This window comes from Streptosporangium sp. NPDC006007 (assembly GCF_040614315.1).
Classification (GTDB): Bacteria; Actinomycetota; Actinomycetes; order Streptosporangiales; family Streptosporangiaceae; genus Streptosporangium.
In genome coordinates, this window is the sequence record NZ_JBEXUG010000037.1 from 1 (window position 1) to 20,143 (window position 20,143).

Sequence of the window (20,143 nt, forward strand, 5' to 3'; positions counted from 1 at the left end):
GCGAGGAACGGAGACCTCCGATGCCCGAATCTGACGGGCCACTACACGCTCGGGCCTCGGCGGCCCTCCCGCTCCCGATTCCCCCGACGCCTAAAAGCGACGGTCCCCTCGGCAGGCCCTGATGGAACGCGTTCCAACCGTATCCCAGGCTTCGGACCCCGGTCGGAGCGCCCGCCGCAGACGCCGGCGTGACGCCTTCCGGGAGGCCGGGACGACGCCCCGGCGTGCCCCCGTCCGCACCCGGCGCCCCCGTCCGCACCCGGCCCGCTCGTCTAGGTGCCGGGGACGCCGCCGGGCGGCCGGGGGCGGATCGCGCGGGAGCCCTCAGTCCGGGCGGGGTACCGGGCTGGCCGTGACCGAGCGGAGCAGCGGCCTGCTCGTCGCCCCCGCCCCGAGCACCCCGGCGAAGCCGAGTGCGACGCAGACGAGCAGGGTGATCGCCCCGGAGACGTTCATCGCCGAGAAGGCGAACGGGACGGCGCAGAACACGCCGATGGCGATGGCGCCGCCGCCCATGACCGTCAGCGGAATGAGGGTCTCGGCGCGGCGGGCCCCATCCAGCACCTCCAGCGGGGTGCCCGCCAGCCTGAGCAGGGCGTAGGTCTGCCTGCGATCCAGGATCGAGGAGGCCGCGGTGATCCCGGCGCCGATGATCGCCACCAGGAACGAGACGGCGAGCACGATGACCGTACCCGTGCCGACGTCCTCCATCGCCTGGAGATCGGCACGGTCGTCGTCGGCGGCCGTGGTGGCGCTGCGCCCCGGCACCAGGCCGTCGAGCGCGGTGCGCGCCCGATCCGTCGCCCCGGCGTCCCGCCCGCGGAGGGAGGTGACGAGCACCCTGCTCCGGCCCTCGTCCACTCTGCTCCGGCCCCCGTCCCGGATCTCGACCGTGGCCGGCACGCCCGCGGCGGACAGGCGCTCACGCGCCTCGGCTGCGACCTCGGTCACCCTGGACGAGGGGACGGACAGGCGCAGAGCCCCCGCGTCCGCCGGGACGGACAGCTCTGCGGCCGGGCTGAGCAGGCCGATGAACCCGGCCACGAACCCGGTCATGGCGACGCCGCTCACGGTACGCCAGGCGGCCTTGGGATCGTCCACCAGGCGGCGTCCGGCCAGCAGCCCGGCCGGCCTCCGGGCCGTCCTCGCGACGATCCGGCCGAGCATGCCGGCCACCCACGGGCCCACCAGGTTGATGGCGAGGAAGGCGAGGCCCAGGACGACCGCGATCACCCCGGCCGCGCTCCCCACCCCGAGCGTGGGAACCACCGCGAGGATCGCCAGCAGCGCGACGACCCGGATGAAGCGCATCGCCGGAGGCGTCTCCCGCCGGGCGACACCCAGCGGGCTGACCACGACCCTGCGCAGGCCCACGATCGCCGACAGGCCGACAAGCAGCGGCACCCCCACCAGCACGGCGATCACGGTGAGCGCTCCGGGCCACAGATCGGAGAGGAACCAGGCGCTCCCGGCGATCTCGATTCGGGTGAGCGGCGGAATGGCCAGGGTGTACAGCATCGCCCCGATCACGGCCCCGCCGAACGAGGTGATCACCGCCTCCACGGCGGTCATCCCCACCACCTGGCCGGGGGTCGCGCCCACCAGGCGGAGCGCCGCCAGGCGCTGGTCCCTGCGGGCCACGGTCAACCTGGCCGCGGCGCCGCCGAACACCAGCAGGGGCACGATCATGAGCATGCTCCCGATCAGGGCGAGCACCTTGTAAGCCTCGGCGTCGGCCGTCGGCCGCCCGGTGAAATCGGAGATCCCGGTGGGTGCGACATCGGCCCCCTCGTAGCTCGCCTCCGCGGCGGCCGGCACCGGGGAGTCCGGCACCAGGGAGTCCGGCCGCTGCCCGCGGACCACGACCAGCTCGCCTGGATGGACCAGGGACGCCTCGTCGATCGTCCCCGCCGCCTTACCGGAGAACCGGGCGGCCAGCCGGTCGGGCGGCAGCTCCTTCACCAGCCGCGCCAGCTCCGGGGAGAACCAGACCTCGCCCGGCGCGGGAAAACGATCCAGACCGGGCGGCGGGGATGTTCCCGGCCGCAGCGCCGCCACGTCCACGACGGTGATCGGCCGGTCGTCCACATAGTCCCTGTGTACGGCCTCGATCGCCACCGCGCCGGCCTTGGCCGCGACCGGGTTGCGCCACGCCCCCCGGTCGGCCCGGCCCTGGAAGGCGAGGTTGGCCGTCACGGCGAACAGCAGCAGACCGGTGGACACCGCCACGGCCGCCACGGTCAGCCCGGCGCCGAGGAGACCGCGGCGGCCACCGCCGCGCAGCAGCCGCCAGGCCAGGCCCGTCAGCCCGCTCATTCCACCGCTCCGGGAAGGGCCTGGGTCTCCGTACCCCGTGCGCCCGGGGTGGGCTCCGGATCCCACGCTCCCAGGCCCGCGGACGGCCGAGGGCCGGAGGGGCCGGAGGGGCCGGGGACGATCCGGCCGTCGCGGACCTCGACCACGCGGTCGCACCAGCGAGCCACCTGGGGATCGTGGGTGACGACCACCAGGGAGGCCCCGTTGCGCTTGGTGGCGTCCACCAGCAGGCGCATGGTGTCGTGGCCGGTGGTCTGGTCGAGGGCGCCGGTCGGCTCGTCAGCGAAGATCACAGCGGGCCGGGTGACCAGGGCGCGGGCGATCGCCACCCGCTGCGCCTGACCGCCGGAGAGCTCACCGGGACGGCGGTTCTCCATTCCGCCGAGTCCGAGCGGGCCGAACCACTCGCGGGCCTGCCGTACGGCGTCGGCCCGGGAGACCTTCCCGAGCATGAGCGGCAGCGCGACGTTCTCCTCCGCCGGAAGCTCGGGCAGGAGCTGGCCGAACTGGAACACGAACCCGAACCGGGTACGGCGCAGAGCGCTGCGCTCGCCCTCCCGCATGGCGTCGATGCGCCGGCCGAGCAGGTGAACCTCACCCGCGTCCGGTTTCATGATCCCGGCGAGACAGTGCAGCAACGTCGATTTGCCGGAGCCGGAAGGCCCCATGATCGCCAAAGCCTCACCGGGCCGGAGGGCCAGCCCGACCCCGCCCAGAGCCACGGTCGGGCCGAACCGCTTGACCAGGCTGATTCCTTCGAGAACGACATCCATGGCGAGACCCTCTCGTGCGGGGATGTCACGGCGGATCGGCCGACCGTCCGATCCGGAGGCGGCGGCATCGGCCAAAAGACGGAAAGGCGGAAAGGTCAAAAGCCCGACATCCCGGACCGGGCTGGCAGAATCGACCGCGTGACGATTCGGGTGCTCATCGCTGATGACCAGGAGCTGGTACGGACCGGTTTCCAGATGATTCTGGACGCCCAGGCGGACATGGAGGTCGTGGCGACCGCCGCGAACGGCGCCGAGGCGGTCGAGCACGCGCGCAGGCTCCGTCCGGACGTGTGCCTGCTCGACATCCGGATGCCCAGGCTGGACGGGCTGGAGGCCACCCGGCTCCTCTCCGGGCCCGGGGTGCCCAATCCGATGCGGGTGGTCATCGTCACCACCTTCGACCTGGACGAATACGTGTACGGCGCGCTGCGCGCGGGAGCGACCGGATTCCTGCTCAAGGACAGCGGGCCGACGCTGCTGATCGAGGCGATCCGGGCGGCGGCGGCCGGTGACGCGCTGGTGTCGCCGTCGGTGACGGTACGGCTGCTCGAACACTTGGCCCACCCCAGGATCGGTACCGCCCGGCCTCCCAGCGAACCGCTCACCGAGCGCGAGCTGGACGTCGTCCGCCTGGTGGCCAGGGGGCGGACCAACCAGGAGGTCGCCGCCGAACTGTTCGTCTCGCTCTCCACGGTCAAGACCCATCTGGGGAGCATCCAGGTGAAACTCGGCGCGAGGAACCGGGTGGAGATCGCGGCCTGGGCCTGGGAGTCGGGTGTGGTCGGCTGACCGGCCCGGCCGGTGCGATCCGTCCGGCGCGGACGCCCCGCCCGGAGGCGGGTGAGCCGGGGGCGGCGGGGAGACCACAGGGATCACGGGGACCACGGGGGCCGGTGTGATCAGCGGGTCGACGCGGTCGGCCGGTCACCTGAACGACCTGGTCAGCCGTTCGATGAAACTGATTAGCAAAGGGGTCAACGGGATAGAAGAAGGGCAGGTTCTCCAGCGCATGCCGGGGGGAGATTCACATGCGCTTCGTCTCGTCTCTACCGAGAAGATCAGCCACGGCCGTCCACGTGGCGCTGGGCGTCCAGGTGCTCGCGACAGCCGCCCTGGCGATGTTCGAACAGGCCCGGGGCCGGCGGCTGGCCCGGGAGATCTCGGCACTCGGCGGTGACCCCCACGCCCCCGGCGCGCAGGCCGTCGTCGGCGCGGTGACCGTCTTCGCCGTCCTCATGATGGTCATCACCGTGACGCTGATCGCGACCGCGGCGGCCTATCTGACCTGGCTGATCCAGGCCCGGCAGAACACGACCCGTCCCGGGGCCTCGGCGCTGCCGACGCTGGCGGCCTGGCTCGTGCCCGGGGTCAACCTGGTCGTCCCGCCGGTGCTGCTGTATCGCCTCTGGTGGGCCTCACACCCGCCGGCCGACCGTCACGGCCGCTGGGTCGCGCTGCTCGCCGCCTGGTGGCTGAGCTGGCTGACCACGCTCGCCCTGATCCTGGTACGGCTGCCGCTCCACGCCACCCCCGGGGACGCGAGCCTCACCGGCCTCGGCCCGGTCGAGCTGACCGCCGTCACGGTCTCCGCCCTGCTGTGCGCGGCGACCGTCCGGCAGATCACCAGGATCCAGGCCGCCGGCGCCCACCGGCGCGGGACCGGGACGGACAGCATCACACCGCGAGCCATCTCGAAGATCTTCACGAGGCGGGCGGCGGCGCGGCAGGTCCATCCGGCCGGGCGGTGACACCCCCCGGACCGTCAGTCCCACGACCTCATCAGCAGCCAGCCCTCGCCCGCGGTGTCGAAACGGAGCTCATAGGTGCCCAGCCGGTCGCCGGGGTCGGCCTCGACCTTCCAGAACCGGCGTTCGCCGGGGTCACCCTCGGAGATCTTCCACCACTCTCGCGAGACGACCCACTCGTCGAGCACCCGGCGCACGGCGTGGAGCCGGTCACGCCAGACGAACTGGACCGGCCTGCCGCCACGCGTCCAGACCTCGATCGGGTCTCCGTGAAGTCTGCTCAAGACGCCTCTTCTCCCCACGGTGTCGAGATGGGAACCCGGGGGAAGACGGGCACAGTCCGTCGAACATACGTTCCCACGACGCCGGGCGCAAGCCCCCACCCGTCACACCGGTGGCCCGGCGTCCGCGCGGCCACGGCTGCCGGGGCATTCGGCTGATCGGTACGCGGCCGGGACAATCGAAGCACCAATCGAGCCAAGGAGTTCAGCACGATGCGCGCCATAGTCGTCTCCGCCACCGGCGGCCCCGAGGTCCTGACCTGCACCGGCCATCCCGAGCCGGAGCCGAACCCCGGGGAGGTGCTGATCGACGTCGTCGCCGCCGGCGTGAACTTCATCGACGTCTATCACCGGATGGGCCGCTACCCGCTCTCCCTGCCCTTCGTCCCCGGAAACGAGGGCGCGGGCACCGTCGCCGCGGTCGGCGAGGACGTCCGGGGCGTCTCGGTGGGCGACACCGTGGCCTGGGCCAACGTCATGGGCAGCTACGCCGCCAAGGCCGTGGTGCCGGCCACCCACGTGCTCTCCGTACCCGAGGGGATGACGGCGGAAGTCGCGGCGGCCGTCACCCTCCAGGGACTGACCGCCCACTACCTGACTCACTCCACCTACCGGGTGAAACCAGGCGACAACGTGCTGGTGCACGCCGCCGCCGGAGGCGTGGGCCTGCTGCTCGTCCAGATCGCCAAACTGCGCGGCGCCCGGGTGATCGGCACGGTCTCCACCGAGGAGAAGGAGGAGCTGGCCCTCGCGGCGGGTGCCGACGACGTTCTCCGCTACGACGGCTTCGCCGACGCGGTCCGCGACCTGACCGGCTCCGGCGCGCACGTCGTCTACGACGGCGTGGGCGCCCCCACCTTCGACAGGAGCCTCGCCTCGCTGCGCCCGCGCGGCATGATGGTCCTGTACGGCCAGGCCGGAGGACCGGTGCCCCCCGTCGACCCGCAGACCCTCGCCAAGGGCGGCTCTCTCTTCCTGACCCGCCCCGCCCTCGCCCCCTACCTCGCCACCCGCGACGAGCTGGCCTGGCGGGCCTCCGACATCTTCGGCTGGGTGGCCTCGGGAGAGCTCAGGGTCCACATCTCCCGCCGCTACCCCCTGACCGAGGCGGCCCAGGCCCACCGGGATCTGGAGGCCCGCCGTACCACCGGCAAGCTCCTCCTCCTGACCTGACCCCTCCGGGGCTCCCCGAGCACGGCCAGGACGAGAAGGGGACACCAGCCGGATCATCGCTCACCGGGTCACCGGGTCACCGCGGGAAATCCACGTCACCGTAGGGAACCGTGTTTCTACCGTGGGAAGCCACGGGAGAAGTCCGGCGCCTCGCGCGAGATGCCGCCGGGAGGCAGGATCGGCAGATCCCGGGGAGCCCCGTCCCTCAGAAGCCTGAGCAGGGCGTCGGTGTCCACATGCCGCTCGATCAGGTCACCCAGGGCGTCCAGCCGCTCCTCGCGCAGCGCGGCGAAGGAGACGTCCGGGGCGGGGGTGAAGTCACGGCCGGAGACGGCCGCCACATCGGCCAGGAACGCCCGGCGGAAGTCGTCGTTCTCCAACGCCCCGTGCCAGGTGGTGCCCCAGACGGACCCGGACCGGCAACCGTCCAGGAAGGGATCGCCGCCCTCGGCCGTCACGACGCCGTGGTGGATCTCATAGGCCGCGACGCGGCAGCCGTACGCGCTGCCGACCGGGCGGCCCAGCGTCTTGTCGATCCCGAACTCCACGGTCGCGGGCAGCAGTCCCAGCCCCTCGACCCTCCCGGCCCCGGACTCGACGTCGTCGTGGATGGTCCGGGCGAGCATCTGGTAGCCGCCGCAGATGCCCAGCACCGCCCGGCCGCCCAGGGCGCCGGCCAGCCCGGAGGCACGCAGCCAGGCCAGGTCGGAGACGGTGGCGCGGGAGCCCGGCAGCACCACCAGGTCGGCGTCGTCCAGCTCCGCCGGAGAGGTCACGAAGCGGACCACCACCCCGGGCTCGGAGACCAGGGCGTCCACGTCGGTGAAGTTGGAGATACGCGGCAGCCTGACCACCGCGACCCGCAGGCTCTGCCCGCCGTACGGCGTGCGCGTCCCGGCGGCGGGACGGTTGTCCAGGGCGAGGGAGTCCTCCACATCCAGCCAGAGGCCGTTCAGCCAGGGCAGCACGCCGTAGACCCGGCGGCCGGTCAGATCTTCGATCATGTCGAGACCGGGTTCGAGGAGCTCCGGCGCCCCCCGGAACTTGTTGATCACGAAGCCCGCGATCAGCGCCTGGTCGGCGGGTTCCAGCAGGGCCACGGTCCCGTACAGCGAGGCGAAGACCCCGCCCCTGTCGATGTCTCCGACCACGATGACCGGCAGCTCCGCGGCACGGGCCAGCCCCATGTTCGCGATGTCGCCCCTGCGCAGGTTGATCTCCGCCGGGCTGCCCGCCCCCTCGCAGACCACCACGTCGTAGGAGGCGCGCAGCCGCTCCAGCGCGTCCACGGCGACCTGCCGGAGCCGGTCCTTGACGTCCCAGTACTCCATCGCGTCGACCTCGGCCAGCGGCCTGCCCATGACCACGACCTGGCTGCGCCGGTCACTGCCCGGCTTGAGCAGGATCGGGTTCATGTCCGCGGTGGGCTCCAGGCCGCAGGCCGCGGCCTGCACCGCCTGGGCCCGGCCGATCTCGGCGCCGTCGGCGGTGACGAAGGAGTTCAGTGACATGTTCTGCGCCTTGTACGGCGCGACCTTCACGCCCCGCCGGGCGAGCCAGCGGCAGATCCCCGCCGTGACAACGCTCTTGCCCGCGTCGGAGGTGGTCCCGGCGACCAGCAGCGCCCCCTTCACCCGCACACCACCGGGCTTCCCTGCGACGGCGACGGCACACTCGGCGAATCGGCAATCATGATGACAGCATGACGCGCGGCACGCCGTACCGCGCGTCCGGGGCGCACCGGCCGTCACATCGGCCGCCGCACGACCGGATCGCCTACCGGCGCGATCCCCGGAGCGCGGCCAGTACGGCCAGGCCCGCCGCGGCGACGCCGACGGCCCGCGCCAGCCGTACGGAGCGGCGGATGTCCGCGGTCTCCGGCTTGCGCCCGTCCCCCATCTCGGGCCGGTGCTCCACCCGGTCGCCGTAGACGTTGACCCCGCCCAGCGTGACGTCCAGCGCCCCGGCGAAGGCCGCCTCGCAGCGGCCCGCGTTGGGGCTCGGGTGACGGTGGCCGTCCCCGCGCAGCACGGCCGCCGCGCGCCGCGCCGAACCCTCCACCACAGGGGCGCCGAGAACCGCGAGCAGGCCGGTGATCCGGGCCGGGACGACGTTGACCACGTCGTCGAGCCGGGCCGCGGCCCAGCCGAAACGTTCGTAGCGGGGGCTGTGGTGACCGACCATCGCGTCCAGCGTGTTGATCGCCCGATAGGCCAGCAGCCCGGGGACCCCGGCCACCGCCCCCCAGAACAGCGGGGCCACCACGGCGTCGGAGGTGTTCTCCGCGATCGACTCGACGGTGGCCCTGGCCAGCTCGGCCGGCTCCAGCAGGGAGGGGTCGCGTCCGCACAGGTGGGAGAGCCTGCCCCGGGCCCCGGCGAGGTCGTCGGCCTCCAGGAGCTCCGCCATGGCCACGCCCTCGCGCCCGAGCGTCGTACCGCCCAGCACCGACCAGGTCGCCACGGCGCTCAGCGCCCCCCGCAGCACGGGGCTCTTCACCCGGGTCACGGCCAGCCCGAGCAGCGCCACCGGGCCGACGCAGAGCCCGACGTGGAGGACCCCGGCCGGCCGGGCGTCGCCGTACAGGCGTCTCTCCAGCGCGGCTGCGGCCCGGCCGAACAGTGCCACCGGATGCCCGCGCCGAGGGTCGGCGAGCAGGGCGTCGACCACGATCCCGGCGAGCATCCCCACCGCCTCGGCCCGCCCCGGCGCGCAGCGGCCCCACACCCGCCCGAACCCGGTTCGCCGGTCGGCCCGCTTAGATGAGAGCCGGTCGGTCCGCTTAGATGAGATGGGCATGCAGTTCGTCCTGGTTGGTTTCGAGCCAGGCACAGGCCCGGCGGATGCGCGCTCCAGCGCCGTTCTCCCACATACGGGCCCAGCCTCCGCCGATGGTCACGGCCCTGGTCCGCATGGCGTGGTACGAACGGTCGAAGCGGAGCCGGGCGAGGTCCAGGAGACCGCGGCGGTCGCGTGCCGCCAGGCCGTAGGCGTCACAGAACACCCGCAGCCGGGGACCGACCTCCAGAGAGCTCTGGAGCGGCTCCAGATCGACCGGATCGGCGATCGGAGCCCAGTGTCGCAGTGCGGTCACCACGTCGAACAGCCGGGTCGTCGGCCGGGCCATGTCAAAGTCGATCAGCGCGGCGGGGAGCCCGTCACGGAAGATCACATTGTCGAGGTTGATGTCACAGTGACCGATCAGCTCCGGACCCGCGTCGTCGTTGGACCCGGCCTCCCATATGGCGCGCGGCGGCGGGACGAACCCCATCGCGGCATCGTGAAACCGCCGTACGAGCACCGCCAGGGCGGCCAGCGACCCGTCGGTGACCGCGTAGGCGGGCAGCGGCCTGGGCGCGGAGACACCGTCGACGTAACTCAGAATCTCCCGTCCCCGCCCGTCCACCCCCACCACCCGGGGCGCGCCGTCGAACCCGGCCGCCTCAAGATGCCGCAACAACGCGTGCACCGAGCGCGTGGAGGACCGGCAGGGCCTGCGGACGGTGTCCCCGACCCGCACCACCCCGCCGGTCACGTCACCGCCCGCCAACGGGATCTCCTCGTGCTGGACGGTGGCGACGAACATGGCATACGAGCCTAAACCGATCCGCGCGCCGAAAAGAACGGTTCAGGTTGACACCCCCAGAAGCCCCCGCCCCTCTCCACAGGACCGGCCGTCCCACGGAAAACCGACCCGTGGACACTCCACGGATCATGCACGATTAGGCGGGAGCGCCCTTACCCCAGCTGGATAGCGCATCGGATTTCTCATTCACCTGAGCCTGTATCGGTGTGTGGCAAACCATCGTCGCAGGTAGATCGACTAGCCCGCCTGTCGGTGTTCACCCAATCCGATGCTCTTTAATCCTCGCAGCTCAGGGACGCTGAGGACGGAGACTCATGGGCATTCGCCCTGTCTGCGGCCGGTCCCCGCCCCCTTCCGAGCCGTCTCCCGCTCCCCCGAGAAGTCCTCCCAGATCGCCGGAGAGAAGGCCGGCGCCGGGCCGGATGGGGCCGGAATAGGCTACGGGCATGATTCGAGCCGTTGTCCTCGATGTCGGCGAGTGCCTCGTGAACGAGACCCGCGAGTACGGCACCTGGGCGGACTGGCTCGGCGTCCCCCGGCACACCTTCAGCGCCGTCTTCGGCGCGGTGATCGCCCGTGGACTCGACTACCGTGACACCTTCCGGGTGTTCGAGCCCGGCTTCGACCTGGACAGGGAACGCGAGCGCCGGGCCGAGGCGGGCCAGGCGGAATGGTTCGGCGAGGACGACCTGTATCCCGACGTCCGCCCCGCCCTGGCCCGGCTGCGCGACGATGGGCTGTGGGTCGGCGTCGCCGGTAACCAGACCACCCGGGCGGGAGACATCCTCCGCGGCCTGGCTCTGCCCGCGGACATGATCGCCACCTCCGACGACTACGGAGTCGCCAAGCCCGATCCCGCCTTCTTCGCCCGCGTCGCCGACTCCGCCCCCTGCCAGACCGGCGAGATCCTCTACGTGGGGGATCGGCTGGACAACGACATCCGCCCGGCATCGGCGGCGGGGATGCGCACCGCGCTCATCCGGCGAGGCCCGTGGGGAGTGATCCAGCAGGCCGACCCAGACGCCACCCGCATCCCCTCACTGCGCGTCGACTCGCTGACCGAGCTGCCGGACAGGGTGAGGGCACTCAACGCTGAAGTGCGATGAGGGTCGTACGCCATCCGTAGAGACGATCGTCCAGCTGCCGGACACATTCATGATCGGCCCACTTTTCAAGCGACCCCGCACATCACGGATACGCTCCATCCCCGTCGCGTACCAGGTGACGGAGAGTTGGTCGAGAGCCTCATCGGCGCGGGCACACGCGGCTTCCGGGTTACCGTCGGCGGCCTCGACCGCCGCCAGGTCGCCGAGCACGACGGTGCGCTGCTTTCTGGCCTCGTCGGGCAGGCCCTCCAGGACCTGGAGGAGCGTCTGCCGAGCCTGGGGAAGGTGGCCCGCCTTGAGCTGAGTGTTGCCCTTGAAAGAGGCCAGCCTGGCTGGTGAGAACCAGTCGAACCACTCCGGCCGGGAAGCGTTGCCGTCGTCATCCCCACCACCGGACAGAGCGTCCTCTGCCTGCCCGATCAGGCGAAGCGCCTCACGGGGCTTGCCGCAACGTGTCTCACATTCGGCCTCGACCGCGTACATCCATGCTGTGAACGAGGCGGGAACGGCCTGCGCGCGGCGAGTGTAGGCGCGAGCGGCACGGAGCCGCTCGGCGGCACCCGCTCTGTCTCCTCCCCGCCCGGGCACGAACGCCGCGTGCCCCAGGATCGCCGCGCCGAGCAGTGGATCATCGGCCGCCCCTGCCGCCTGAAGCGCCTCGACGAACTTGGCATCGGCTTCCAACGGCTGGCGCAGATCGAAGAACTCGATGCGGCCTGCCAGCAGGAGCGACTCAGCGAGAGCCGCCGCAACGGTCCGTCTGGGCGCACCGCCCATCTCACCGAGAAGTCGAGTGCCGAAACAGGTGTGCTCCGCCACGGCAGAGCGGATCAGGGCAGGCTGAACAGACCAGTACAGACGTCTGTACGCCCTCGTGATCGTCGCGTAGTCCGCCCCAATCGAGGCGGGCTGTGTGGCAGAGACGGGGGAGGGCAGGGGCAACGACAGTCCGACACCATGGGGTGTGGCCCGGCGGCGAGACGGTGTGCCTTGATGCCCGGCCGTACTCCAGGGTGGCGTGAACCCAAGCTGGTCAATCGACATGCCGAGCGCATGTTCAAGCAGGCGCTGGTGATCAGCGTGTGGCCAAGGCGGCTCAGCCGATTCCCAGCGTCACAGGACCTGATCTGGTCGGGGGCCGTCACTGAGGTCTCCTCAGGATCCACTGGAATCCTCCAAGTACCTGCCGGGAAGCTGAAGAATAGTTGGAAGGTACGCCGGCGCGCTCGCGCAATGACCGCCGACACGTCAGGAGCCTGGTCGGGCTGGCGGAGCATAACCATCCAGGCGAAAGCCGCCAATGCGAGCGCAGATAAGACGCCACCACAAGAGCTTTCGACTGCAAATATAGCAGCGGCACCTAATACCTTTCCCTGCTCTCAGGTCGACTGGGGAACGTGCAACCAGGATTTGCTCGCTCAGGTCAAGCGAGCGAGACCAGGCGGGACAATGAGGGTTGGACATACGACTAAGCCTTACAACTGGTGTGCCACACAAGGATACGGCTTCCCTGTATATAAGAAAGTTATCGAGGCAAGGACAGGAAGGGAGATCAGTCAGCAGTGGCGGAGGCAGATCAACTTCAACCTTGCCCCTCACGCCTATACCTACGCCGAAGAAAAGAAGGGGTCGAGCAACGCTGAAACCGACAAGCCGTCGGGAAAGAACAGTCGCGACATCACCTTCGCCTGACGCATTACCGATATTCGGGATCGAGGCGATCTGACTTATTTCAATCCCATGACACTCAGAGCCGGCCTCACCGTGAGCGGCGATTGCCAGGTCAAGGCCGGCCCGCAAGACAATCCCGCTGGCCATGATCGGTTAGAATAAACGCGGCCCGCCTGCCTTCAGGCGGGCCGCGTCCTTTTCGTTAGGGGAGACATGAACTTCGCTCAGGAAAAGTACATAGAGCTTCTACGCGCCGGGCTATCGAGGAACCTCTGCCTGACCTGGTGCCAAGAGCGCGACTTGGACGAGGTGGCGCGCAGGTTCGGCGCAAACCCGGAAACGGGACTGTGGGCCACAGAAGACGAGATTGAAGAACTCGAAGAAGACGAAACCGTCGAACTGGTCCAGTTAGCCAAGATCGGCGACTGGACGGTCGCGTACGAACCCGGCGGATATCAGGGTTCGAGAAGCGTCGTCTTGGAATCGCTCTCCCCAGGAGGGCAAGCCCTGAACATTTATTGGAACGTTGAACTGGACAGCTCCGTCAGCTACGCGACAGATGACGTGATCGAGACCAGCTTCGAACTCAACGAGCTTAATCGTCGGTCGGGTACTCGTCCAGACGCGCTGGACGATGTTCTGGTCGAAGTGGATCTACGCCAAGGGTTAACCGTTCAGGAGCTTAAGGCGCGCACCCTGGAGTTGGCCAAAAGAATCAGCGGCCAACCTCTCACCCCCGAGTGGCTGAGATCTCCCCGATACGTTTTCAAGATCACTACCCCTCTCCCGGAACCTCTCATTCCATCCGCTTACCTGCATCCCCGAGCGCCCTTCTTGGATGAGCCGCAGTTCGCACAAATTCTCGCCGACCCGTCTCCAGCGATGGCCTCCACCGTCCTCAAACAGGTCATCTCCACCGTCCTCGCAATAGCCGAACTCGAAGGCCCAACTCCCAGCAAGGTGCTGCAATTTATCGATCACGGCGAGCAGTTCAAGGGAGAACGGCACCGCTTAGGTGAGGAACTGAGTCGAGAGACCAACGCTATTCGGAAGAAGCTACTCAAAGGCACATCCGATGTAAATGAGAGAAACCGGCTGGATCTGACAAGCCAGGCGCTGGTCGTTCTCCTGAGAGCTCTAGACCCCTCGCCTGTTGAGGCGGCAAACGCCGCATCCCGAGCCGCCCTCCAGCTCAGCGTGCCGACCAGGGAGGACTTCATGCGTTTGATCGTGCTGAGCCGCGTAAGTGATGCCATGTCAACATCCTGAAATAAATCTTGGCCATGGTCCTCGACCAAGCTTGACGAGGTCGCATGGATCGCGGTGGCAGGCCGGGCGACGAACGGCGGGCCTGCCGGCGCTTTCCCGCGGCGGACAGTAGCCTCCCATCTGCCCACGAGCCGTCAGTGAGCCTCGATCTCCGGGCAGGGCCGTGGTGAACAATGTGGGCGGCGTTCTCTCACTTGTTCCACGCCGTCTCAAGGGTGGCCGCCTGGACGATACAGTTGCACTTCCTCGGCCGCTACTCCGCCACTGCCCGTTCGACGCGAAGACACCGCGTCCTCGATCGGACAGAGCCTCGTCGGGTTAGATCCGGTCGCGGGGAGCGAGCCGGGCCTGCGCGTCGCGCGCCCGGCGCTCGGCGGTCGCCGCGGTGTAACGCTGGACCATCGCCAGGGACGTCCAGCCGCCCACGCGCATGAGGTCGATGGGGTCCCCTCCGGCATCCAGGAAGGACGCGGCCATGGTCGTGCGGAAGCGGTGGGTGCAGACCCCCGGAATATCGGCCGCCTTCGCCCGGCGTTTGAGCATCTGGAGAACGCCCGTCGTGGTCAGGCGGCGGTCCCCTCCAGCTGCCGTGATCCCGCGCTCGGGCAGCCATAGCCATGGACTGGCCGCGTGCTTGTGCCGGGCACGGGCGCGGATATATCGGTCAATGGCCATCGCGGTCTTGCGCCCGATCGGCGCCATGTGCGTCCGGCCGCCCTTGAGCCGGATCCGCAGGACGTGCTGGAACAGAAAGACGTCGGTGAGCTCGTCGTCCTCGGGGTGGTAGCGCAGCCCGGCCAGGCCGGAGCCGCGCATGCCGTTGTCGAGCAGGACCCGCATGACCGCGGTGTCGCGGCGGTCGGCGAAGGAGGTTCCCGCGCATGTCTTGAGCATGAGCTTCATCTCGTCCCCGGTGAGGGGCTCGACCGGACGGGTGACGACCTTGGGGGGCGCGATGTGGGCCATAGGTGACGGACCGTTCAGCTCCTCCTCGGTGACCAGCCAGTTGAACAGGACCCGGAGGTTGCGGAAGTGCTTGTGCGTGTCTCCGGCGCTGCGCGCCCTGGTGTCGCCACAGGGGCAGGGCCGGATGCGCTTGTCGTCCAACCAGCAGCCGTTCAGGCGGGCGGAGAAGAAGGCGCGGAGCTGCTTCGGCTTGATCTTGTCGAGTCGTTCCGGCATGTCGTGGGCCGCGAGATAATTGATCAACAGGCGCGCGGAATGGAGGTAGCTGGTGATCGTCCCGGGAGACTTCTTCTCGCTGTCGAGCGCCAGTCTCCAGGAGGGGATCAGGTCACGAAGGCGCGGGGATCTGCCCATGGGGTCATGCTCCAAATCCGATGCTGTTTCATCGGTGTGCGGCTATGCTACCTTAAGCCAGGATCCATGATCCTGCTGGTCACCCCCTTAAAACCAGCGCCCTTAGCTCAGCTGGATAGAGCATCGGACTTCTAATCCGACGGTCGCAGGTTCGAATCCTGCAGGGCGCGCAACCAGGACCAGGTCATCTCTACTCCGACCTGGCCTTTGCCACGTGTACGGCCCGCACGGCTCATGCAGCCGCAGTGGTCGTGGACCGTACACGAAATACCCTTGGCCCTGTTTTCCCAGGTGGAAGCGGCTTTCCAGAGACAGGCGGGACGATTGCGGGGCTGAGACGACGAAGGACCCAGGGGAGTCCCGAAGGTCCTTCGGGTGTGTGATGGGGGTGTCATGCGGCGGGCGTGTCCTGATGTCGCCGGGTGGTCCGGGAACGCCGGGGCGTGGTCCGGTGGGGTGCCACACGGGGCAAGGACCGGAAATCCGTGCGTATTGAGCGTCCGGAGCCGGTGCCATGACGCGCCGTACGGCTCCGCCGCTGTTGTAGCGCTTTCTATGGTGTGTTCTCCGGCGCGTCGGGCAGACCGATGCAGCGCGGATCGGTGGACGGGGGCTCGTCGGCGTCCATCGCGCCGCAGCGGATCATTGATACCGACGACCCGCCCTCGACCTTCATGATGGAGAGCGCCTTGTTCATCGGGTCGTGTCGCTCCCTCCCGCCAAAGTCGATCACACCGCCCGACCCGCCCCAGGCCGACTCGCCCGAGGTTTTGGAGAGCCGGTACAGGACGTCACCTCGGCTCGGCAACTGGTCTCCCGGTCGATACGCCTTGTCGGCGGCCCGGTAGATCACGTCGAGCGCGTCATAGGTGAGGATGAGGCTGTCGTCTACGACGTTCGCATGCCTCCCTGCCAGCAGGCCACTGATGAACCCGGTCGGGTGCGCGATCCCTCGCCACATCTCACGACTGGCCAGTGCCACATAGTGGACCTCTACCTGCTTCATGGCCGCGATCTCAACGCTGTGGTCGGCGACGACCTTGATGACATCGTCGCCCGCGAGGACCTTGAGCACACCCGCGCCACACTCGCTGCTCCCTTCGAGTGCCCTGAGGAAATCGATGAACTCGGGTGCCCGCCCCGCGTACATGAAGATGTGGGCGTCCCGCTCGCACGCCTTGGCGACGGCGGTGGACATGCCGTCCCGGGAGGCGCCGTACGGCACCGGAGAGCCGACTGTGATGTGTTCCGTCCGGAGTGCCGTGGCGAAATCCTCCGCGAGGTTACTGGTGTAGATGTCCTCGCGTGTGCCGTCCTGCACGATCACCGCTGACGCGGTTTTCTCCTGGGCAAGCAGGGTCCTGTGCGCGAAGCGCGCGGCGAGCGTCGCTTCGCGAAAGTTCGTCGGGCTGATATGGAAGTAGTAGGGGGAGGGGTTGCGGCCGATTATCCCGAGGCGGTCGGCGGTGGCCGTAGTCGCCAGGGCGGGGATCTTCGCGGTGTCGAACTGACGGACAGCCTGCTCCACACCTTCGACGCTGCGCGCCAATCCCACGACACCTACCACGTGCGGGTCCCTCTCGGCCAGCTCAGAGACCAGTTCGGCGGCCCGCCTCCCCTGCCGGTAGTTGTCTCCCGCGTTGGCGATCAGGATCCGGAGGCGGGGAGTGCTTGAGATGTCCCGCTGGTATTCCCCCGCGGCTATCAGCTCGGAAACCGCGCTGGCGAACCTGCTGTCATCGTCTGAGAGCTTCTTGATCGAGTACTCGCCGAACAGGACTAGGCTCACGTACCGCCCAGTTTTGACGGCGTAGGCGTTGTTCTTGTCGACCTTCTTCACGAGGGCGTCGATCTGGCGGGCGAACAGGCCGTCGGGTGCGGCCTCCGAGGCGTTGACGACGCCGACGCACTCGTCTCCGATTCGCTCGACATACGCGAGCCCGCCGCAGTGCGCCGCCCTGTCGCTGAGGTTGTTCACCGCGAACCCGACGACCAGACCCGGCACCCCCAGGAGTACGACGCCCCAGTAGCCGAACGCACGAGCCTGATGCCGCCAGGGCTTCAGCCTGTATGGCGGATCGGGCAGCGTGCCGTGCCCGCCGGCGCGGGCCACGAGCCGGAGGGGCGCTCGGCGCCGAAGCTGCTCGCGACGCCATTTCCTGACGTTCCCCATGAGCCCGCCCAGCTCTGCCGGGCCGGCGGACGTCCAGGGCCCCGCCAGCTCATCGGGCACCGCGGCGAGCACCACCATGGGAACCGGCAGCCCGGTCTCCTCGCACGTGTCCTCCAGCAGCCGCAGAAACCGCGCGTTGACCCCCGTGACGTCGTTGACCTCGATACGCAGGAGACAGTAAAGCCCGCGTCCCCAGCTCGGCCATGGGATGGGCCATTTCTGATACGCCTGCCGGAGGTCCTCGCACAAGGCGTGCACCAGCAGCTTCTCGATGTCGTCGTCGGTCGCGTTGGCCAGGCGCAGGGCGTACCAGGCGAGTCGTTCCCACCGCTTCCGCCTCACGAACGGCTGCCGCCTGAACCAGCCGTAGAAAAACGAACCACGAATGGACCCGAGACCTTGGGCGATGATACCGGCCAGCGCCACGAGAAGGCCGAGTAGCCACGGAAGCACACCGACGAGGTCGGACGGCCCCGCGGCCAGCCATGACACGAGGGTCCCCAACGGCACCCAGGTGAGTGCGGCACGTCCGATGAAGAAGTCGGCGGCCAGCCTCCATCTTCCGCCTTCGCCCGAGGTCTTTCGCCTCCAGTCGTTCAGTCGTTCCTTGAACGTCTGAAAGCCCTCATGTGACTGCGGGTCCGGCGGCCAGTTCTTGACGTCCGGAGCCGGCGTGGCCTTCTGCACTCGGGCCCAGAGCACGAACTGCGCGAGGGGGAAACGCGGCGCCGGGAGAAACGATCCGCCCACCGGCTTGCCCAGTTGCCCCTGCGGTCCGGCCAGTGCGGCCACCAGCGCGGGAACCGAGCCGTGTTCGGACTCGCGCACCAACGCGGTGGGCAGGTAGTCCGTGAACGGGGCGGCCAGTTCCTCGACGCCTTCGATCGCGTCGCGACCGGTGACAAGAATGCGTGGGAGTTGCTTATCCCGGCACCAAAACCACGATCGGCGGATGAACGCCGCCATGTCACCTCGAAGGTCGGCCACGCGAATTGTCCCCTTCAAACCATGACTCGAACGAGGCAGCATCATGTCTCAAAGGTCGAACCCGGGTCTAGGGGGCTGATAATACGGGGTGGCCGCCCATACCATTACGGCCTTCAATAAACCCGGCGTGATTCAGGCAGGCTCACACCGCGCCATCGCGGCCATTCGCATTCGGACCGTCGCCGGCGGATCCGCCGGAGGTCGGACGGTCATCTCAACCCCTTCCAGCACCACGGCGCGCAAGGCGTTTCAGCGTCCGATCGGTCCGGCGGCTGGGCGGGAGACCGAGGTGGGCCGTCTCGGATGCCGCCGGACAGGGGTGGACCGTGGTCAGCAGCCCCGGGCGGCGAAGGCCAGGAACTGGGTGACCTCTTCGGAGCCGAAGTTGTCATCGGAGCCGATCACCAGCGTGCACTCGCCTGTGGCGAGGCGCGGCCCCCACGCGAGGCTCTCAAGGTTCTGCACCGGTGGCCGGATCGAGCTGAGGTCGGAGACGAGACGCTTGGAGATCGGACGGTATGATCCGCCGGTCGTCAGGCTGTCCCTGGTCAGCACATTCGTGGCGCCGCGCAGATCGATCTCGTACAGCTTGACCCGGTAGTCGACGCCCTCGATCCAGGAGCGCTCAAGTGCGAGGTATCGGTGGTCGTCGATCGCCAGGATCTCCGAGACGCCGCTGTCGGAGTGGCCGGTCGGCGGGATCGGTGCCGCCGGCAGCGGATCGATCGGATAGGCGTACTGCCCGCGCAGCCGTCCGTCGCGACCCCACACGGTGATGCGGGCCGGTGCGCCGTGCTCGACGGTCGGGAGCTCCCCGTCCTCATATCGTGGGCCTTCCACGATGGCCGCGATCGTGTGCGGCGTGAAGGTCAGCCCTTCGAACCCGAAGTTACGCCGCGGGCCGCTGGTGGTGTCGGTCAGCTTCAGGTTGCCGGGAAGCGGCAGCTCGCCGAGGTGCCGCCCTTCGGTGTCGGCCCAGCGGACGAACAGGTCGGACACCGGAATGGTGGGGTGCGTCTCGTCCGGCCGGTCGCCCTCGTGCCCCCACAGAAGCCGACGGCTCCACCGGTCGAAGCGGATCGTCTCGGGGTCGGCGGAATCAGGCCGGCCGTAGGCGGGGTAGGGGCTTCCGTCGGGGCGCAGGAGGGTGGTGACCCCGGTGAGGTTGACCCCGGTGAACTTTCCGGTCACCGGGTTGATGTTCAACCGGCCGGTGTAGAAGCGGGCCGGGTTGTAGCGCCATCGGTCGTCGGAGATGAAGTACCAGGTGCCGGTGAGCGGGTCACGGTCGAGACCGGACAGGCCGCCGACGGTGGTTCCGCCGAACTCCATCTTGTGGGGTAGCCGCTGCTCACCGAGGAAGCGGGTGATCCGAAGATCCTGCGGCGGCGGCGCTGCCGCCGTGGAAGGCCACGCGTCGACGGCCCCGAAACCGATTACCGCCGCGAACGCGACGGCGACCCTCATCATTCTTCGCGAAGTGGTCATACGTCTCTCCATATCTCGGAAGAATCCACAAAGGACTGGCGGAGATATGAGATCGCAGATCGAGGAAAATGTCTACGGAGATCGGCCCCAAGGTGCCGTTGTCCATTCACAACAAGGTGACACTAATCGGCCACCACACGCCTTCAACCTCAAAACAGATGAAGTTAATAGCGCACACCAAAGGGGTTAAAGAAGACATTTAATATCGCATCATCACACCGAAAACCGTACGCTCAACGCACGCACAGAGAGTGT

Annotated in this window: 16 protein-coding genes and 1 tRNA gene; 7 read left to right on the plus strand and 10 right to left on the minus strand. The window is 68.9% G+C overall.

Translation table 11 applies throughout. The annotated features are described in order from the left end of the window. Positions 1-324 precede the first annotated feature (324 nt). On the minus strand, positions 325-2,316 hold the full coding sequence (locus ABZ194_RS23895) for an ABC transporter permease (RefSeq protein ID WP_355599231.1): 1,992 nt from the start codon (positions 2,314-2,316) through the stop codon (positions 325-327). Continuing rightward, the gene (locus ABZ194_RS23900) at positions 2,313-3,089 is read right to left on the minus strand and encodes an ABC transporter ATP-binding protein (RefSeq protein WP_355599232.1); all 777 of its coding nucleotides are present in this window, start codon (positions 3,087-3,089) and stop codon (positions 2,313-2,315) included. Before ABZ194_RS23900 ends, ABZ194_RS23895 begins: the two co-directional genes overlap by 4 nt. A 138-nt stretch (positions 3,090-3,227) precedes the next feature. Here ABZ194_RS23900 and ABZ194_RS23905 point away from each other — a divergent pair, with 138 nt between their 5' ends. Together ABZ194_RS23905 and ABZ194_RS23910 are read left to right on the plus strand one after the other, a co-directional pair. After that, the gene (locus tag ABZ194_RS23905) at positions 3,228-3,878 is read left to right on the plus strand and encodes a response regulator transcription factor (protein WP_355599233.1); all 651 of its coding nucleotides are present in this window, start codon (positions 3,228-3,230) and stop codon (positions 3,876-3,878) included. Positions 3,879-4,117: 239 nt separating this feature from the next. Beyond that, positions 4,118-4,837 (plus strand): DUF4328 domain-containing protein, encoded by a 720-nt coding sequence (locus ABZ194_RS23910; RefSeq protein ID WP_355599234.1) that lies wholly within the window; start codon positions 4,118-4,120, stop codon positions 4,835-4,837. 14 nt (positions 4,838-4,851) lie between these two features. Here ABZ194_RS23910 and ABZ194_RS23915 read toward each other — a convergent pair whose 3' ends face one another. Next, positions 4,852-5,118, minus strand: coding sequence for a DUF6504 family protein (locus ABZ194_RS23915; protein WP_355599235.1), 267 nt, complete (start codon positions 5,116-5,118; stop codon positions 4,852-4,854). A 210-nt stretch (positions 5,119-5,328) separates the two neighbouring features. Here ABZ194_RS23915 and ABZ194_RS23920 point away from each other — a divergent pair, with 210 nt between their 5' ends. Then, entirely contained in the window at positions 5,329-6,288 is a 960-nt protein-coding gene (locus ABZ194_RS23920) for a quinone oxidoreductase (RefSeq protein WP_355599236.1), read from the plus strand. Positions 6,289-6,404: 116 nt separating this feature from the next. Here the strand turns inward: ABZ194_RS23920 and ABZ194_RS23925 are convergent, their stop codons facing one another. From ABZ194_RS23925 to ABZ194_RS23935, 3 genes are all read right to left on the minus strand, one after another. Continuing rightward, positions 6,405-7,922 carry a cobyric acid synthase gene (locus ABZ194_RS23925; protein ID WP_355599276.1) on the minus strand — a complete coding sequence of 506 codons (1,518 nt, stop codon included), beginning with the start codon at positions 7,920-7,922 and terminating at the stop codon, positions 6,405-6,407. Positions 7,923-8,064: 142 nt separating this feature from the next. Continuing rightward, positions 8,065-9,087, minus strand: a complete 1,023-nt coding sequence (locus tag ABZ194_RS23930) for a cobalamin biosynthesis protein (RefSeq protein ID WP_355599237.1) — start codon at positions 9,085-9,087, stop codon at positions 8,065-8,067. Continuing rightward, the gene (locus ABZ194_RS23935) at positions 9,071-9,874 is read right to left on the minus strand and encodes an aminoglycoside phosphotransferase family protein (RefSeq protein WP_355599238.1); all 804 of its coding nucleotides are present in this window, start codon (positions 9,872-9,874) and stop codon (positions 9,071-9,073) included. The genes ABZ194_RS23930 and ABZ194_RS23935 overlap by 17 nt, the downstream gene beginning before the upstream one ends. Before the next feature lie 446 nt (positions 9,875-10,320). On the opposite strand from ABZ194_RS23935, the gene ABZ194_RS23940 reads away from it, so the two are divergent. Beyond that, positions 10,321-10,980, plus strand: a complete 660-nt coding sequence (locus tag ABZ194_RS23940; protein WP_355599239.1) for an HAD family hydrolase — start codon at positions 10,321-10,323, stop codon at positions 10,978-10,980. Here the strand turns inward: ABZ194_RS23940 and ABZ194_RS23945 are convergent. Next, on the minus strand, positions 10,912-11,799 hold the full coding sequence (locus ABZ194_RS23945) for a transcriptional regulator (RefSeq protein ID WP_355599240.1): 888 nt from the start codon (positions 11,797-11,799) through the stop codon (positions 10,912-10,914). The genes ABZ194_RS23940 and ABZ194_RS23945 overlap by 69 nt on opposite strands. A 234-nt stretch (positions 11,800-12,033) precedes the next feature. Here ABZ194_RS23945 and ABZ194_RS23950 point away from each other — a divergent pair, with 234 nt between their 5' ends. After that, a complete protein-coding gene (locus ABZ194_RS23950) occupies positions 12,034-12,672 on the plus strand; it encodes a hypothetical protein (protein ID WP_355599241.1) in 639 nt (212 codons plus the stop codon). Between the two features lie 192 nt (positions 12,673-12,864). Beyond that, the gene (locus ABZ194_RS23955; protein ID WP_355599242.1) at positions 12,865-13,920 is read left to right on the plus strand and encodes a DUF6461 domain-containing protein; all 1,056 of its coding nucleotides are present in this window, start codon (positions 12,865-12,867) and stop codon (positions 13,918-13,920) included. Positions 13,921-14,238: 318 nt separating this feature from the next. Here the strand turns inward: ABZ194_RS23955 and ABZ194_RS23960 are convergent, their stop codons facing one another. Beyond that, positions 14,239-15,240 carry a tyrosine-type recombinase/integrase gene (locus tag ABZ194_RS23960; RefSeq protein ID WP_355599243.1) on the minus strand — a complete coding sequence of 334 codons (1,002 nt, stop codon included), beginning with the start codon at positions 15,238-15,240 and terminating at the stop codon, positions 14,239-14,241. A gap of 96 nt (positions 15,241-15,336) precedes the next feature. On the opposite strand from ABZ194_RS23960, the gene ABZ194_RS23965 reads away from it, so the two are divergent. Beyond that, a tRNA-Arg gene (locus ABZ194_RS23965) sits at positions 15,337-15,410 on the plus strand. A 383-nt stretch (positions 15,411-15,793) separates the two neighbouring features. On the opposite strand, the gene ABZ194_RS23970 is transcribed toward ABZ194_RS23965, so the two are convergent. Both ABZ194_RS23970 and ABZ194_RS23975 read right to left on the minus strand, forming a co-directional pair. Beyond that, positions 15,794-18,400 carry a hypothetical protein gene (locus ABZ194_RS23970; protein ID WP_355599244.1) on the minus strand — a complete coding sequence of 869 codons (2,607 nt, stop codon included), beginning with the start codon at positions 18,398-18,400 and terminating at the stop codon, positions 15,794-15,796. Between the two features lie 330 nt (positions 18,401-18,730). Further along, positions 18,731-19,888, minus strand: a complete 1,158-nt coding sequence (locus ABZ194_RS23975; RefSeq protein WP_355599245.1) for an esterase-like activity of phytase family protein — start codon at positions 19,886-19,888, stop codon at positions 18,731-18,733. Between the last annotated feature and the right edge of the window lie 255 nt (positions 19,889-20,143).